This window comes from uncultured Methanobrevibacter sp. (assembly GCF_902788255.1).
Classification (GTDB): Archaea; Methanobacteriota; Methanobacteria; order Methanobacteriales; family Methanobacteriaceae; genus Methanocatella.
This window is the reverse complement of the sequence record NZ_CADAJR010000004.1, coordinates 1-16,736: the sequence shown is the minus strand read 5'-3', so window position 1 is coordinate 16,736 and position 16,736 is coordinate 1. Positions and strand designations below refer to the sequence as shown.

At 35.2% G+C, this 16,736-nt stretch carries 12 protein-coding genes; 10 read left to right on the top strand and 2 right to left on the bottom strand.

Annotated features, from left to right (window positions below; all coding sequences use genetic code 11):
• Position 1: 1 nt before the first annotated feature.
• From QZV03_RS01560 to QZV03_RS01515, 10 genes are all read left to right on the top strand, one after another.
• A complete protein-coding gene (locus tag QZV03_RS01560; protein WP_296873956.1) occupies positions 2-1,087 on the top strand; it encodes a CDP-glycerol glycerophosphotransferase family protein in 1,086 nt (361 codons plus the stop codon).
• A gap of 4 nt (positions 1,088-1,091) precedes the next feature.
• Positions 1,092-2,051, top strand: coding sequence for a glycosyltransferase family A protein (locus tag QZV03_RS01555; protein WP_296873955.1), 960 nt, complete (start codon positions 1,092-1,094; stop codon positions 2,049-2,051).
• Position 2,052: 1 nt separating this feature from the next.
• Positions 2,053-3,012: a glycosyltransferase family 2 protein gene (locus QZV03_RS01550; RefSeq protein WP_296873954.1), complete on the top strand. Its 960-nt coding sequence runs from the start codon at positions 2,053-2,055 to the stop codon at positions 3,010-3,012.
• Positions 3,013-3,024: 12 nt separating this feature from the next.
• Positions 3,025-3,882 carry a glycosyltransferase family 2 protein gene (locus QZV03_RS01545; RefSeq protein ID WP_296873953.1) on the top strand — a complete coding sequence of 286 codons (858 nt, stop codon included), beginning with the start codon at positions 3,025-3,027 and terminating at the stop codon, positions 3,880-3,882.
• Between the two features lie 54 nt (positions 3,883-3,936).
• On the top strand, positions 3,937-5,340 hold the full coding sequence (locus tag QZV03_RS01540) for an undecaprenyl-phosphate glucose phosphotransferase (protein ID WP_296873952.1): 1,404 nt from the start codon (positions 3,937-3,939) through the stop codon (positions 5,338-5,340).
• 154 nt (positions 5,341-5,494) lie between these two features.
• Complete coding sequence (locus QZV03_RS01535) at positions 5,495-8,101, top strand: OB-fold nucleic acid binding domain-containing protein (RefSeq protein WP_296873951.1); 2,607 nt, start codon at positions 5,495-5,497, stop codon at positions 8,099-8,101.
• Between the two features lie 26 nt (positions 8,102-8,127).
• Positions 8,128-9,063: a DNA repair and recombination protein RadA gene (radA, locus tag QZV03_RS01530; RefSeq protein WP_296873950.1), complete on the top strand. Its 936-nt coding sequence runs from the start codon at positions 8,128-8,130 to the stop codon at positions 9,061-9,063.
• A gap of 56 nt (positions 9,064-9,119) precedes the next feature.
• The gene (locus QZV03_RS01525) at positions 9,120-10,025 is read left to right on the top strand and encodes an AEC family transporter (protein WP_296873949.1); all 906 of its coding nucleotides are present in this window, start codon (positions 9,120-9,122) and stop codon (positions 10,023-10,025) included.
• A 298-nt stretch (positions 10,026-10,323) separates the two neighbouring features.
• Entirely contained in the window at positions 10,324-12,312 is a 1,989-nt protein-coding gene (locus QZV03_RS01520) for a CoB--CoM heterodisulfide reductase iron-sulfur subunit A family protein (protein ID WP_296873948.1), read from the top strand.
• A 127-nt stretch (positions 12,313-12,439) separates the two neighbouring features.
• Entirely contained in the window at positions 12,440-13,600 is a 1,161-nt protein-coding gene (locus QZV03_RS01515) for an MFS transporter (protein ID WP_296873947.1), read from the top strand.
• A gap of 31 nt (positions 13,601-13,631) precedes the next feature.
• Here QZV03_RS01515 and QZV03_RS01510 read toward each other — a convergent pair whose 3' ends face one another.
• Together QZV03_RS01510 and QZV03_RS01505 are read right to left on the bottom strand one after the other, a co-directional pair.
• Positions 13,632-15,398, bottom strand: a complete 1,767-nt coding sequence (locus QZV03_RS01510) for a hypothetical protein (RefSeq protein WP_296873946.1) — start codon at positions 15,396-15,398, stop codon at positions 13,632-13,634.
• A gap of 12 nt (positions 15,399-15,410) precedes the next feature.
• Positions 15,411-16,415: a hypothetical protein gene (locus QZV03_RS01505; RefSeq protein ID WP_296873945.1), complete on the bottom strand. Its 1,005-nt coding sequence runs from the start codon at positions 16,413-16,415 to the stop codon at positions 15,411-15,413.
• Between the last annotated feature and the right edge of the window lie 321 nt (positions 16,416-16,736).

Sequence of the window (16,736 nt, the reverse complement as noted above, 5' to 3'; positions counted from 1 at the left end):
CATGTCATATTTTAAACATAAGCTCTACGGTTTAATTTTTAAACTGTTCGGAAAGTCTGACGTAAAGGACAATAGGATTTCTTTTATAATCGATTCCGGACAATCATTTAAAGGAAACCTGGACTACATTAAAAAGGAATTTGAAAAAAGAGGAGACTTTGAATTTCACTTTTTTTATAAGGATAAGTTATCAATTGACAGTTTCAAAAAGTTATCCGGCTCCAAGTTCATATTTTTAAATGATAACTTCTTTCCGTTGGCGTTCATGAAATTTAAGAGTGAAAATACAATAGTCCAATTATGGCACGCTCCGGGAGCTTCAAAGAAATTTGGAGGATCAGTCGATATTGAAAGTAGGGAAATTTTAGGAAAAATCTCCGATAAGACTGATTATTTGATTGTCACTTCAAAAAAGATTGTAGATTATTATAGTGAAGCTTTCCAAATTGAAAAATCCAAAATCAAGCCATTGGGCCTTCCCAGAATGGATTATTATTTTGAAAATCATGATTTAAATAAATTGAAGGAAGATTTCTGCAGAAAACACAACATTTCCCAAGACAAGAAAATCATTCTTTACGCTCCAACCTTCAGGGATGAGGAAAAATACAATAACGTCTTTGATTATTTGGATTTGGATAAATTTAATCGGGAACTGTCAAGCGAATATGTCCTGGCATTGAGGCTGCATCCTAAGATTAAAAATTTCTATAAGGATGACATTTCCTCAAAGGGTAAATATGTCGATGTAAGTGATTTTGAATCCGAACAGGAGCTGATGATGATAAGTGACGTTTTAATCACTGATTACTCCTCAATCATGATTGAATATTCCGCTTTAAACAAGCCTACAGTATTTTTCACCTATGATTTGGAGGATTATTTGGCTAATGAACGTGGATTCTACTATGATTTTAAGACAACCGTTCCAGGACCTATAGTTTTTACATCAGATGAGTTGATTGATGTAATCAAAAATGGAAGCTTCGATAAAAGCAAAATATCAGAGTTTGTAAAGACACAATTTGATGAAATTGACGGTCGTTCATCTCAAAGGATTGTCGATTATCTATTAAATAATGGATGATATTATGGATAATTTTGATGTTAGTGTTATTGTTCCGGTATATAATTGTGAAGAGTATATAGGTACCACATTAGATTCTATAATTAATCAGGATTTTAAGAATTTTGAAGTCATTGTAATAGATGACGGCTCAACTGACAGGAGTCTGGAAATCATAAATGAGAAGTTGTCAAAGTCATTGATTTCCCATCAGATAATACATCAGGAAAACTCAGGAGTAAGCAGTGCCAGAAATGCCGGAATTTCAAAGGCAACTGGAAAATATCTCGTTTTCATTGATGGTGACGATTATGTAACGGGCAACCACTTGTCTGAACTGTATAACGGGAAAAGCGATTTCAGTCTGGTGCAGTTCATCAAAAAGGATGGTGACAGATTGTCCACTCCATATCATTTCTCAAGAGAATTCATGTCATGTGAGGATTTCATAAAAAAGGAATTGAACATGGAAATGCCATTCACTTTCTGTCAATTGATGTATAAAACCAGCATAATTAAGGACAATGGCATTAAATTCAATCCTGATTTGGTATATGGTGAGGACATAGATTTTGCACTCCGGGCTCTGATATACGGTGATGAGGTGACAATCAGCAATGAGGCAACCTATTATTACCTTCAACATCCGCAATCAGCCATTAACACTTCAGAATTCAGACGTTTTGAGGTAATCGAGATTTTTGAAGGAATTGCTGATTTTTATAAAAGTAAAGGAAGGGATGATTTGGCAAATCTGGTCATTACCTCAAGGATTCCAAAGGCAATATTTGGAAACATGAACTACTTCTTCTATAACGGCTATGATTTTGACAGGGTATTGAATAAGATGAAGGAATTGGATTTGCTTACAAAACTTTCAAGATATGAGGGTGACAGCAAATTCAAATCAAAAATAAGATTATTCTTATTAAGTCCAAAAATATATTATAAAACATGGAAAAAACTAAAAAATTCGATTGATTAAGATGAAGGTTTCTGTTGTTACACCAAACTATAATGGGGAAAGGTTCCTGAAGGCATTTTTTGAATCCCTCAACAATGATTCAGAATTGATTGATGAGGTTATAATAGTAGATAATGGATCAGATGACGGAAGTAAAGACTACATCAGGACAAATTCCTTTAATTTTTCAGTTAAAATAATTGAAAATTCCAAAAATCTGGGCTTTGCTCCTGCGGTTAATCAGGGAATTCTAGAAGCCCGCAACGAATATATCTTTAGTTTGAATAATGATACTGAAATTAAAAAGGGTTCAATCAGGGCATTGGTTGATTTGATATCATCTGATGATGAAATATTTTCCGTTCAGGCCAAAATGCTGCAGTATAACAACAAGGAACTGGTGGATGATGTAGGTGATGAGTACAATATTCTTGCCTGGACCAAAAAGACGGGGGAAAATCACAATTCCAATGAATTTACCCAGGTAAGGGAAATATTTTCCTCATGTGCCGGTGCTGCAATGTATAAGAAATCACTATTGACAGAAATTGGAATGTTCGATGCCAATTATTTCGCCTATATGGAGGATGTGGACCTAGCTATTCGTTCCAGAATCTATGGATATAAGAATCTTCTCTGTCCTGATGCTGTTGTTTATCATATAGGTTCTGCAACATCCGGAAGCAGGCACAATGATTTCAAGGTTCGCCTTGCTGCAAGAAACAATGTATGGACGATTTACAAGAACCTGCCAATACCAATGAAGATTGTCAACTTCATATTCCTATTTTTAGGATTTTTAATCAAATATGTATTTTTTGTCAAAAAGGGATTCGGTTCAACATATCTGTCCGGTTTAAGGGAAGGGCTGTCCACAAGAAACAAAATAGACAAGGTCAAGTTCCGGGCAGGCAATACAAAAAACTATTTTAAAATCGAATACAGATTAATAATTAACACATTAAAATTTTTGAAAAAATAATCAGTGAGTTTTATGGACCTTTCAGTTGTTATTGTAAACTATCAGACTTTTGAGTTAACAAAAAATACTATTGACTCAATTTTGGAATATGATTATCCATTTTCATATGAGATATTTGTTGTGGACAACGCATCCGGCGATGATAGTTTGAAAAGGTTGCAGGACTATTTTGGCGATAAGGTAAGGTTCATCGCTTCAAAGGAAAATAACGGTTTTGCAGCAGGAAACAATCAGGCCTTAAGAGAGGCTACCGGCAGATATCAGCTTCTTTTAAACTCAGATACTATCGTTTGGCAGCACACATTGGAAAACATTTATGATTACATGCAAAAAAATCCCGATGTCGGTGCATGCGGTTGCCGGGTCCTTTTGGAGGATGGTGATCTTGACAAGGCATGCAAAAGGTCTTTTCCAAATGTTAAAAACTCATTTTTCAGACTGTTTCATATTCCGACCAAAAGCAAGGACGATAACTATAACCTGACAGACCTTCCGGATGATGGAGTTTATGAAATTGACTGTCTTACCGGTGCGTTCATGTTCATGAGAAAGGAAGCCCTGGACCAGGTGGGTTTTCTTGACGAGACTTTTTTCATGTATGGCGAGGACATTGACCTTTGCTACCGCATAAAGAGGGGAGGCTGGAAGATAGTTTATTATGGGGAGTCCAAAATCACTCACCTCAAGGGTGCCAGCAGCAAAAAACAAAAGTCCAAGCTAATATATGAGTTTTACCGTGCAATGTATATCTACTATAAAAAGCACCATGCATCAGAGTCACTTTTTATCGTAAACTGGGTTGTCTATTTGGGCATTGCCCTTTTGTGTTGCTTAAAACTATTTTTGAATATCTTCAAAAAGAAAAGTTAATTAATGTAATAACTATAATATATATAACAATACTAGATTTTTTTGGTAGTTATTATGATAAAGGAAAATCAAAAGGCACTAAACATAATGTTGGTTTTAATTGATGTATTGGTGATAATCTTATCACTGGTATGTTCATTCTTGTTAAGGTTTAAAACCACATTGTTCGGTCCAATTGGAGGGCATTTAGGCTTATCAAGCTATTTACTGTTTTTAGTGCTGGCTGTTATTCCTGTTTATCTGATTTTATATTTTGCATTTGGTTTGTATAAGCCTCGCAGGACATATAAGAATATATTTTCGGAAGCCACTCAGATTATAAAAGTGAATATCCTTGCATTCTTTATTCTGGTTTCAATTTTATTTATCATAAATCAGCCTAACTTTTCAAGGATTATGCTATTTTTACTGGGAATAATAGGTGCATTCTTTGGAATTATTGAAAGATTTATTATAAGAAGCTTTTTAAGGAATTTAAGAGTAAACAATAAGAATCTAAAGCATATTCTTATAGTTGGGGACAATGAGTTGGCGTTCTCATTTGCACGCAAGATTCATGAAAATCCATATCTCGGATTTGTAGTCAGCGGATTTTTGGGAAGGTCAGAGCATGTCGGTAGTGAAATTGAAGGATGCAAAGTAATCGGTGCATTTAATGATTTCGACCATGTCCTTGAAAATAATAATTTCGACAGAGTAGTTTTGGCTATTCCATTAAAATATTATTATAAGATTAATGAACTTGTGGAGAGCTGTGAAAAGGTGGGAATCAAGGCGGAAATCATTCCCGACTACATCAGATATTTCCCGGCTCAACCGTCTGTAGACATGATTGAAGACATTCCGATAATCAATATCAGGTATGTTCCGCTTGATGATGACTTCAATAAATTCTTGAAATATACTTCAGATTATATAATATCAATAATAGCAATTATTATAACATCACCAATTATGATTATTACAGCCATTGCTATTAAGCTAACATCTCCCGGCCCAATTATATTTAAGCAGGAAAGAATGGGGCACAACGGTGAAATCTTTGAGATGTATAAGTTCCGTAGTATGAAAGTCCAGGATCCAAACGAAGAGAAGTCCGAATGGACTACAAAGGATGATCCAAGAAAAACAAAGGTCGGTGAGATTATAAGAAAAACTAGTATTGATGAATTGCCACAGTTTTTCAATGTATTGAAAGGAGACATGAGTGTTGTCGGTCCTAGACCGGAAAGGCCTTACTTTGTTGACCAGTTCAAAGAGACAATTCCAAAATATATGGTAAAGCATCAGGTCAGGCCGGGCTTGACCGGTTGGGCTCAAATCCATGGTTGCCGTGGTGACACTTCAATCAAGAAACGTATAGAATATGATATTGAATACGTAGAAAACTGGCACATGGGTTTGGACTTGGGTATAATGATTAAAACCACATTGAAGAAAAATCCTAATGCATATTAGCACTTTTGTGCAAAATCACACCTGTGCACTTTGGTAATTTTTATATTAAATTTTTTTATAATAAAGTATTGAGTAGTTTTCAAATGCTCTCTCTCTAACTTTATATACACAGTGAATATAAAATTATAATTAACTTTTCTATGAGGGGTTTGGTATGCAAGAAATTATTTTACAAGAATATGAAAAAGTAAAAGATAAACTTTCTGAAGAAGAGTTCTTAGAAGAAATCGAACGAATCAAAGCTGATAATGATGGAATCGATTTCATTGATGATTACGGCGCTGCTCAAATGGTAGTGCAAAATCATAATGGTGTTGACACATCTATACTTGATACAAAAGAAAAGGAATCCTCAACCATGATGACTGAAGATTTAAAAGAAAGATACGATAAAGTTAAAGATCAAATTTCCGAAGAAGAATTCTTTTCAAGAATGGAGAAATTTAGACAACAAGAAGAACACAATCCATTTATGACCGATGTGAGTCTGGCGGATATGGTAGTTGGTGAACTGGTTACAGAAGAACCTGAAGTTCTATCCGAAAAACCTGAATTTGCTGTAGATACCATTGATAAACTCGAAGCAGGCAGTAAGGATGTCACAATTGCAGGAAGGGTAACATCAATTTCCAATCCAAGATCATTTAAAACACGCAAAGGTCAAGATGGGGAAGTCTGTAATGTAGAACTTAAAGATAACACCGGTACTATAAGGGCAGTATTTTGGACACAGAACATCAAACTGCTAAAAAATATGAAAGTCAATGAAGGAGATATCATTCAAATTAAGAATGTTGATATCAAGGAAGGATACACCGGCCTTGAAGCTAATCTAAGACCAAGGTCAACTCTTGTTCATTTGGAAGAAGATTCAACTAAATATCCTTCATATGAAGAAGAGATTACCAAAATCGCCGATATCGAACCGGAAACTAAAGTCAATATTATTGCAAGAATCCTTAGAATTCCAACCATCAGAAGTTATGAAAAAAATGGAAAAGAAGGAAAAGTTGCATCATTGGAATTGCAGGATGAATCAGGACACATTTCATACACTTTATGGAACAAAAATGTGGAATTAATTGAAGATTTAAAATTAGAGGATGGAGACACAGTTAAAATTCTTCAAGCTCAAGCACGCCAAAGACCAAACAGGGACGGTGAAAACGAAATCTCACTTACCCATTGGGATGGAAGAATTATTAAAGGCGACTTTGATGTTCCTGAAATTGAGCAAGAATTCACTCCTATTGCAGATTTAAGTGAACAGAGAGATGTTTCAATCATAGGGGTAGTTTCAAGACTCCAGGATATTAAAGTGTTCACAAGAAAAACCGATAATACTGAAGGAAAATTAAGAAACTTTGATGTCAGAGACCAAACCGGTGAAATAAGAGTTACAGTTTGGGGAGATGACACCAGCATTCCAATCAACAAAGGTGATTTCATTAAAGTCATTGGTGGAGATGTACGCTTTGACGAATACACTCAAAGCCAATACTCAATGAATACCAACTTCAATACTCAGATTACCCTTAATCCTGAAAACTTATCACTTGAACAAATTGATGAATTGGAAGCAATCAGAAATGAGTTGCATCCTGTTCCTGTTGGACAGATCCAATTTGACTTTGATGAGGATGGAGTTGAAATCGATATTCAAGGAAGAATTCTCTCTCTCGAAGATAAAAGGGAATTCCAAAGAGATGACGGTACTGCAGGAGTTGTACGTTCAGCACTCTTTGCTGATGAATCCGGAAAAGTCAGATTATCCTTCTGGAATGAAAAGGCTGAAGGGGACTATGAAGTAGGTGAAGCATACAGGATTGAAAACGCTAGAACCAGACTTGGAATGTATAGTGTTGACTTAAACATAGGAGGCGGTTCTAGAATCATCAGATTATCTGAAGAACAAGCATCTGCATTGTTTATACCTCAATTAGCTACACTTGAAAAAGCGATTTACGAATTCAAAAAAATCGAAGACCTTGACGAAGACGAGCAAGATACAATCATTGTCGGTAGAATCTTTGAAATAAGTGAAACCCGCCATTTCGACAGAGACAATGGAGATACCGGATCTGTTAGAAATATAGAAATCGCCGATGATACCGGCTCTATTAGGGTTGCATTATGGGATAAAGATACCGAAAGAGAATTTGAAATCGGTCAAGCAGTCAAATTGCAAAATCCTCGTTTAACATTGGATATGGACAATCGCCTTCAAGCTACCGTATCTGGTGGTACAACAATATTGGAACCTGATGAAAAAGAATTAGCAGATTTACCTTCACAAGATGAATTAATGGAATCAATATTTGCTCCAAAAACTATTGAATCCTTACTCGAAGATGACACTAATGTTCACATAACTGCTAGAATTAAAGAAGTTGCAACTGATAGGTTTTTACTCAAAAAATGTCCAAATTGTCATGAAAATGTTGAAGAGTCTGAAGATGAGTTCATTTGTGATAATTGTGGTCATGTATTCGATGAACCTGAATACACTCTCATGATTCCAACAAGAGTTGAAGATGACACTGGAGATATTTCAGTTACTTTCTTTGGTAATTTAGCAGAAGAACTTATAGAAATGGACAAAGAGGAAATAATTTCTCTTATAGATGATGGTTACGGAATTGAAGAAAAACTTCAAGACTTAGAAGGAATGACTATTGAAATTATTGCTAATGTTAGTTTTAATGAATATAGTGAAGAAAATAGGTTAAGCCCTAAAAAACTCTTAAAAAAATACTTTTAAAAAACAAATAGAAAGGAATGATTATTATGGTTGAATTAAGTGATTTACCAGGTGTTGGAGAAAAAACAGCAGAAAAATTAAAAGATGCAGGTTTCGCTGATATGATGAGATTAGCAACCGCTACTCCTAAGGAATTATCAGTAAAAGCTGAAATTGGTGAGGGTGTTGCTGAAAAAGTTATTGAAGCTGCTCGTAGAGCTGAAAACATTACTTTTGAAACTGCTCTTGAAGTTGACGAAAGAAGGAAAGATGTTGGACACATCACTGTAGGAAGCCAAGAATTCAATGATTTAATCGGTGGAGGTATTGAAACCCAATCCATTACAGAAGTATTCGGTGAATTCGGATCAGGTAAAAGTCAAATTTCCCATGAACTGGCTGTAACCGTTCAATTACCAGAAGAACTCGGTGGTCTTGACGGGGAATGTGTATTTGTCGATACTGAAAACACTTTCCGTCCAGAAAGGGTAAGACAAATTGCTGAAGGATTTGAATTAGACACTGAAGAAGTTTTAAGCAGAATCCATGTTGCACGTGCATTTAACTCCGCTCACCAAATCCTGATGGTTGATAAAATCAACGAACTCATTCAAAGTGGAGCTAATGTTAAATTGGTCATTGTGGATTCATTAATGGCTCACTTCAGAGCTGAATATGTTGGAAGGGAATCATTAGCTGTAAGACAGCAAAAATTAAACCAACATTTACATTCACTTCAACAAATTGCTAACACTTACAATGTTGCAGTATTTTTAACCAACCAGGTACAAGCTAAACCAGATTCCTTCTTTGGAAGTCCTACCAAAGCTATTGGTGGACACGTTTTAGGTCACGCTTCAACTTACAGAATCTGGCTTAAAAAAGGTTTGGCCGGTAAAAGAATCGCACGTTTAGTGGATTCCCCTCATTTACCTGAAGGTGAATGTGTATTTAAAATTACTAGCGAAGGTATCGTTAGCTAATTTTATTTTCTTTTTTTTCATAACTTTTTTATACTATTATTTATTAATATTATTATATGAATGAAATTGCTATTACTATTTTATCAATCATAATAATGATTGGTCTCGGATATTTCCTTAAAAGAATCGATTTTTTAAGCGAGAAGGATATTGATCCGTTTAATAGGATAGTAATGTACATTTTAATGCCCTGCATGATATTTCATGCATTGTTCACTGCCGATTTATCGTATCTGTCAAAATTGGGAATATTGCCATTTATTATTTTGGCATCCTCCATGGTAACAGGTATTGTATCCTATTTTATTTTAAGGCAATTTAAATTGGATGATATTACCTTATGGAGTGTACTGGTTACTGTAATGATTGCCAACACTGCTTTTATGGGTTATCCTGTAACTTTAGGTATTTTTGGCCAGGAAGGATTTTTAAGGGCAATCTTTTGTGATATTGCTACTTTATGTATCTTTTTAATTTTATCTTTCATATTGATTTTAAAGTTCGGAGGTACCGTAAAGACCGCCGTTAGAAAGATTACTTTTTTCCCGCCGTTGTGGGCGGTAATCTTGGGATTAACCTTTAACTTTTTAAACATACCAATAGGGCCGGTAATAGACAATACCATTAATTATCTGGGTCAGGGGGCAATTCCTTTAATCATGATTGCCTTGGGTCTGTCCATTGACTTTTCAGCAATTAAAAGAAGTAAGAACATGATTGCATTTACTTCAGTCATGAAACTGCTTTTCTTCCCATGCATTGCCTTTTTGGTTGCAACTCAACTGGGTCTGGTAGATCTTCAGTTCAAAATTTCCATTATTGAGGCCGCAATGCCATCAGGGATGATGTCCCTCTTGCTTGCAATTACCTATAAACTTGACTATGAAATGACTTCGGATTGCATATTGATCAACACTGTAATCTCTTTGATTACACTTCCGGCAATAATCATGATAATTTAATAAAAAATTAAGAATTTATTCTAACCTAAATTTATTATTTTATCAAAAAATAATGGTTATCCTTTATTTGATTAAAAAATAAAGGTATAGTTTTTATTTTTGAATTAAAGCTATTTTTAAAGAGATTTCCATTCATCATATATAAACTTTACTCCAAGCTTTTTATAGATAGCTTTATATATGTGTATTCACTACATATGTATATCTAATACTATGTAAAAATTTTTACAACTATTTTTAAATTGCAATTTTTTATATATATTAGATATTTTTCACGACTTGTACAAGGTGAATTAATATGGCAGAAGAAATAAATAATAACGAAGAATTAAGGATAGGTGTTTACGTCTGTCACTGTGGTGTAAACGTTGGAGGAGTAGTAGACTGTCCTAGCGTAGCTGAGTATGCTAAGTCTTTACCTGGCGTTGTCCACGCAACAGACTACAAATACATGTGTTCAGACCCTGGTCAAGCAATGATCCAAGAAGATATCAAAGAGAAAAACTTAAACAGAATTGTTGTAGCAGCATGTTCCCCTCGTCTTCACGAACCTACTTTCCGTAGATGTGTAGAAGAAGCTGGATTAAACAAATTCTTATTTGAATTTGCTAACTTAAGGGAACAAGACTCCTGGGTACACATGAACGAACCTGAAGCAGCTACCGAAAAAGCAAAAGACTTAACCCGTATGGCAGTTGCAAAAGCTAGATTACTCGAACCATTAGAAGCTACCAAAGTAGCAGTAGATAACAAAGCTTTAGTTATCGGTGGTGGAGTAGCTGGTATCCAAACCGCTTTAGATTTAGGTGACATGGGCTTCAAAACCTACATGGTAGAAAGAAACCCAACCATTGGTGGACGTATGGGACAATTAGATAAAACATTCCCTACTCTCGACTGTTCAATGTGTATTTTAGCACCTAAAATGGTAGACTGTTCCAAACACGAAAACATCGAATTAATCTCTTACGCAGAAGTAACTGAAGTAGACGGATACATCGGAAACTTCAAAGTAACTGTAGAGAAAAAAGCTAGATACGTAGATGAAGATTTATGTACTGGATGTGGAGCTTGTCAAGAAGCTTGTCCTATCGAAATACCTAACTACTACGACGAAGGTGTAGGTATGGTAAAAGCTGCTTACATTCCATTCCCTCAAGCTGTACCATTATGTGCAACCATCGATAAAGATTACTGTATCGAATGTAACTTATGTGTACAAGCATGTGGACCAGACGCAATCGACCACAACCAACAACCTACCAAAATTGAATTAGAAGTTGGTACTATCGTTGCAGCAATCGGTTACGACCCATTCGATCCTTCCGGAATTTACCAATACGGATACGGACGTTTCTCAAACGTTATTACCGCTATGGAAATTGAAAGGATGATTAACGCATCAGGTCCTACTGGTGGTCACGTAATCAAACCTTCCGACGGTATCGAACCTAAACGTGTTGCATTCATCCACTGTGTAGGTTCCAGAGATGAACAAATCGGTAAACCATACTGTTCCAGAGTATGTTGTATGTACTCCATGAAAAACGCTCAATTATGTATTGACCACGAACCTGACACCGAAGTAACTTGTTACTACATGGATATCCGTTCATTCGGTAAAGGTTACGAAGAGTTCTACAAAACATCTCAAGAAAAATACGGTATCGAATTCATCAGAGGTAAACCAGCACAAATCTTCGAAAACGATGATTTAACCTTAACTATCAGAGCAGAAGATACTTTACTCGGTAAAGTAACTGAATACACTTACGACTTAGTTGTATTAAGCGTAGGTCTCGAACACTCCGCAGGATCTGACGAACTCAGACAAACTCTCGGTTTATCCAGATCTGCAGACGGATTCTACATGGAAGCTCACCCTAAACTCAGACCTGTTGACACCTTAACTGACGGTGTTTACATTGCTGGTGTAGCACAAGGTCCTAAAGATATTCCTGACTCCGTAGCACAAGGTTCAGCTGCAGCATCCAGAGCAGCAATCCCAATGGCTAAAGGAGAAGTAGAAATCGAACCTATTATTGCATCCAACGACGAAACCGTTTGTGGAGCATGCCAAGTATGTGTTGAATTATGTCCATACGGTGCTATTGCTATCGCAACCGGTGTAGGTGGAAAAGAATTTGCACAAATTAACACCGCATTATGTAAAGGATGTGGTACTTGTGTAGGTGCATGTCCATCTGGTGCAATGAACCAACAACACTTCAAAACCGAGCAAATTATGGCACAAATCAGTGCTGCTCTTGAAGACATAGGTAAATAGATTTAGAGATTAATTTCTCTATTTCTCTTTTTTCTTTTTTTTAACAGATTTTTTTTGAAAACTTTTAAATAGTATTCTTTCATGATATAATAATGTTACATAACTATTGTTATATGGTGAAACCCTGATGAAATACAATCCGAAAATACTTCTCTACATTTTGATGCTTTCTACTATGGGCATAAACACTCCATTGAGCATCATTGGAATAATTTCTCAAATTTCCGAGTATTTCAACACATCAATAGCAATGTCCGGACTGTATGTAAGTTCATTCACCTTCACTATTGCCGTTTCAGGCCTCTTTATACCGATTCTTTTTTCAAAATATGAACGAAAGCGAACATTCATCACAATACTCGGCATTTTTGCCCTGTCAAACATTGTAATTATATTCACAAAAAGCATTTACACAGCATCCTTTTTCAGGATACTTTCAGCGGTTTTCTATCCCGCATTCATTTCCATCGCACTGACTTTCTGTGAGGAGATCGCCCCCGACGGCCAAAAGCAGGACTATATCACCAAGATACTTTTGGGAATTTCTGTAGGAAGCATAATCGGCCTTCCGATAACAACAGGACTTGGAACAATATTCGGCTATCAGGTGGCCATGGCCTGGATTTTTGCGATTAACTTTTTGACACTGGTGCTAATTGCAATATTCTTCCCAAGAATTCCCGGAAGAGCGAAAAGCTATGAAAAGCCAGTATCAAGTCTGATTACAAAGGAATTCATAATAGCCACCGTCGGTATCATAATGATGCCTATCGGGGCAAGCATAGTCTATAACTACATGCCGTATTTTCTGCAGAGCGTAAGTCACATATACACATATAAGCTAAGCATATTCCTTTTCATTTACGGAATATTTTCCATTTTCGGAACATGGCTCGGTGGAAAACTGATAGTTTTCAAAGACAAGGCAACACTTTTAATCTTTCAGATAGTATGTGCGATGGTATTCGTTGGTCTCTACTTCTTTGCAGACTATCTGATTTTTGTTGTGGTATTGATGCTGATATTCGGTATTCTTGATGGTATGGGATATAATCTCATACAGTACATTGAAACATCTGCATTACCTGAAAGTCCCGAACTTGCAAATGGGGTATTTTTAAGTGTACTGAATGGCGGAATTGCCATGGGCATTGCAATCGGAGGATTTTTGGTAGATGGATTTGGAATCATGTCCATATTCGTTTTTGGAATGATCTTTCTTTTGATTGCATTTGTTTTGCTGTATTATGTCATTAACATAATGAAAATAGATTTAAAATACAATTAAAAATAAAAAAAGTATAGATGTGGTTAAACATCTATTTTAAAACCTTTGAAGTTTTTTTAACTACTTTATTTGAATAGCTGACCTGATATTTTACTTTTTTACCAGCTTTGAGTTTTTTCAGAACTGATTTTTTAAGGGTAAGTTTTGCAACACCTTTGGAGTTTGTCTTTGCCTTATATGTTTTATCATTGAACTTAAAGACTATCCATTTGGATTTTGCAGCTTTTCCATTGATTTTCAGGGTCGCCTTTAAAGTAATTTTTTTTGCGGATTTCTTGACCTTCACTTTTGAAAGAGATAAAGAAATCTTTTTAGCGCTTGTTTTTCCGGATTCTTTTTTGACAGCATTGCTTGAAGGATTGGTTTTGTCACTAACAGATGTGTTCACAGAAGGCTGAATCTCTTTTGAGGCATTGCTTCCATTAACTTCAGCAGTTTTTTCTTTAACTGTAATGTTAAGTGTTTTCATGAAATAAATAGAGAAAACGTGATTAACTGAATGTATTACAATCTTGTGATCGCCCAAACTTAATTCAGGAATGGCAATATCCATAACATCTGTAAAAATATAATTGTCCAAAACTCTTTGCCCGTCTACTTCAACATAGACAGCAACCCTTTCAAAATAGTCATTTGTTACCCTAATCTGTGCGGTTTGACCTTCCTTAATCTCACTTGTAGCATTTACTTTTATATGTGGAGTACTATTGGTGGAGAAACAATAGAAGTGTGTGGATTGTGATCTTCTTCCATTAAATTCAAGTACGAATCTTGGCTGACCGTCAAATTTTGGCATTTTGATGGTTGCAGTTCCGTTTTCAACATGTGCAAGAGCAATAAACTCATGCTCCACATGATAAGGATTATCATTATAGTCTGTAATATCCTTTAAAAGTGTCAATGTGCCCTGTTCAAATCTTGGAACTTTAACAGTAACATATGCATCTTCATTGTCAATGATTGTTGTTGGATAATCAAATTCGGGTCTTACAAAGACAGATGTAACTATCTGTGATGAAGGATGGTAATTGTCTCCCGGATAATATGCAACAACTTCATTTTCTCCTAGGTTAAATTCATCAAAACTTATTTTTGTAGATCTTAGTGTATCTAACTGGATATAATCATAGGATTTATTATTCATTCTGATATTCACTATTCCAGTTGCATGTTCTGGCAAGTAGAATTCAAATGTAAATTCATCAGCAAGATAAGGTTTATAATAATTCATAAAAAATGGGTAAGTAAAATTAATCATTTTTGTGATGCTGAACTTATCATAATAACCTCCACTATATGTATAGGTTACATTATGCATGCCAAATTTTGGCAAATTTGACAAATCTCCGGTATCAATATACTGATATCGACTAACCTTTTGATTGTAGACTTCCTCGCCATTTATTGAAATTGACAGGTTGCCTAAATTGTTACTGTTATAAATATATCCTATGCTCGCCACATCGTAATATCTATTGTCATCCATATAAACGGTATCATGTAAAGTGAGATAGTATTCTAGTGACTGACCAGATAACTTGTCTTCTTCATTGGATGCAGATAAGACTTCATCATCCGCAGCACTGGAAGACAAAACATCCTCATCAGTTGGGATTTCCTCAACAGCCTTATCGGACAGGTCCTCATCATCAGCCTCTTGTGATACAACATCATCGTTTTCAGCTAAATTTGAGGATGAAATTTCACTTTCAGTGATGTTCAATTCACTGTCTGCACCGGCAACGACACCGATGGAAAAAATAAGTAAGATTAAGGATATGATTAAAAGTTTTTTCATTTTAAATCCCCCTTAATCCCTTTTGCGCAATACTGGCACAATCAAAACAGAAAGCATTATAAATAAGATGAATAATGGATTTCCTGTAGCTTTGCCAATATCTGCTTCTTTCACTGTTTTTTCTTCAACACTTTTATCTGGAGTTTTGTTCTGATCTGTGCTAGGATTAGGTCCTCTTGCATGATCCTTGAAATTCGGGGTTTCATTTTTCAAATCTGTTTTATTAGAACTATTCGTGTCGTTGTTTGTTTCATTAGTTGTTTCGTTTGGAATAATTCTATTTGTTATGTTCCAGAACACTTTCAAACCTCCATCAAGAGGGCATGTGAAATTCCTGACGAAAATTGCGGATATAAATTCAACATTATCCTGAATATTGATTTCACGGACAACATACTCGTGGGTGTCTCCTAAAAACCAATACTTGTCGCCATTACTGTTCACTCTTTGAGTGGCGGAATCGAAAGTTAAGTTTTTAAAAACATGTCTCCAATTATTTTCTTTAGTCAGTTTAGCAGTTTGAACTATTGTGTATGAAACCAATTTGCCTGATGGGTCAGGTAAAAACACTATGGTTCCTACGGTTTCATCAAAAATAGGTTCATCTGGTGAACTTTTCCATTTTGGTGGACATAATGAGTCTACAACTACCTTATGCAGCAATTGAATTTCAACATAGGTAATGTTTCCTGAATCTCCACCTTCCCATATTTTATTAACAATTACGGATGAATTAAAATCACAGCCGCAAGTCTGGTCTTCGGCATTTAAAATTGATTCGTCATCAGAATTAGAGCTTAACAGGGGTTCATGTTCTAAAGATTCGCTTTCTGTTATAGAATATGCGTTTGAAGACAATTTTTCTTCAGCATTGTCAAGATTAGTAGTTTCTGTTGGAGTTTCATAAGCACTTACTGTACTCGTCTCCGTTATATTTTCACCTGCACTAACTGCTCCCAGTGTGAGTACAAGGCCAATAAGTAAAATGCTTATATACATTATCGATCTTGTTTTCATATTTTCACCGTCTAATTTTTCCTAAACAGTTATCACCTGATTTTTAATATTTAATTAATCAATTGATCTTATTTAGTTTAAATAACAGGCTTTGATAAAATCATTAAAACCTGTCTAAACAATCATTTGTTGCAAAATATATGTTTCATTATGTAACAAATTTCTTGTTATAATTAGTATAATATTTTTAATAATATATAAAGGTTATTTCCAAATAAAAAAAGGCTCTTTCAAAAACTTGTGTGATTTTTTTCTTTTTCATTTTTTATGTTCCAATGATTTAGTTTTAGCATGAATCTTGTTAAAAGTCCTTGTTCTATT

Excerpts from the sequence above, each read along its gene's own strand:
- QZV03_RS01560 (WP_296873956.1), top strand. The coding sequence starts at position 2 with ATGTCATATTTTAAACATAAGCTCTACGGTTTAATTTTTAAACTGTTC.
- QZV03_RS01555 (WP_296873955.1), top strand. The coding sequence starts at position 1,092 with ATGGATAATTTTGATGTTAGTGTTATTGTTCCGGTATATAATTGTGAA.
- QZV03_RS01550 (WP_296873954.1), top strand. The coding sequence starts at position 2,053 with ATGAAGGTTTCTGTTGTTACACCAAACTATAATGGGGAAAGGTTCCTG.
- QZV03_RS01545 (WP_296873953.1), top strand. The coding sequence starts at position 3,025 with ATGGACCTTTCAGTTGTTATTGTAAACTATCAGACTTTTGAGTTAACA.
- QZV03_RS01540 (WP_296873952.1), top strand. The coding sequence starts at position 3,937 with ATGATAAAGGAAAATCAAAAGGCACTAAACATAATGTTGGTTTTAATT.
- QZV03_RS01535 (WP_296873951.1), top strand. The coding sequence starts at position 5,495 with ATGCAAGAAATTATTTTACAAGAATATGAAAAAGTAAAAGATAAACTT.
- radA (WP_296873950.1), top strand. The coding sequence starts at position 8,128 with ATGGTTGAATTAAGTGATTTACCAGGTGTTGGAGAAAAAACAGCAGAA.
- QZV03_RS01525 (WP_296873949.1), top strand. The coding sequence starts at position 9,120 with ATGAATGAAATTGCTATTACTATTTTATCAATCATAATAATGATTGGT.
- QZV03_RS01520 (WP_296873948.1), top strand. The coding sequence starts at position 10,324 with ATGGCAGAAGAAATAAATAATAACGAAGAATTAAGGATAGGTGTTTAC.
- QZV03_RS01515 (WP_296873947.1), top strand. The coding sequence starts at position 12,440 with ATGAAATACAATCCGAAAATACTTCTCTACATTTTGATGCTTTCTACT.
- QZV03_RS01510 (WP_296873946.1), bottom strand. The coding sequence starts at position 15,398 with ATGAAAAAACTTTTAATCATATCCTTAATCTTACTTATTTTTTCCATC.
- QZV03_RS01505 (WP_296873945.1), bottom strand. The coding sequence starts at position 16,415 with ATGAAAACAAGATCGATAATGTATATAAGCATTTTACTTATTGGCCTT.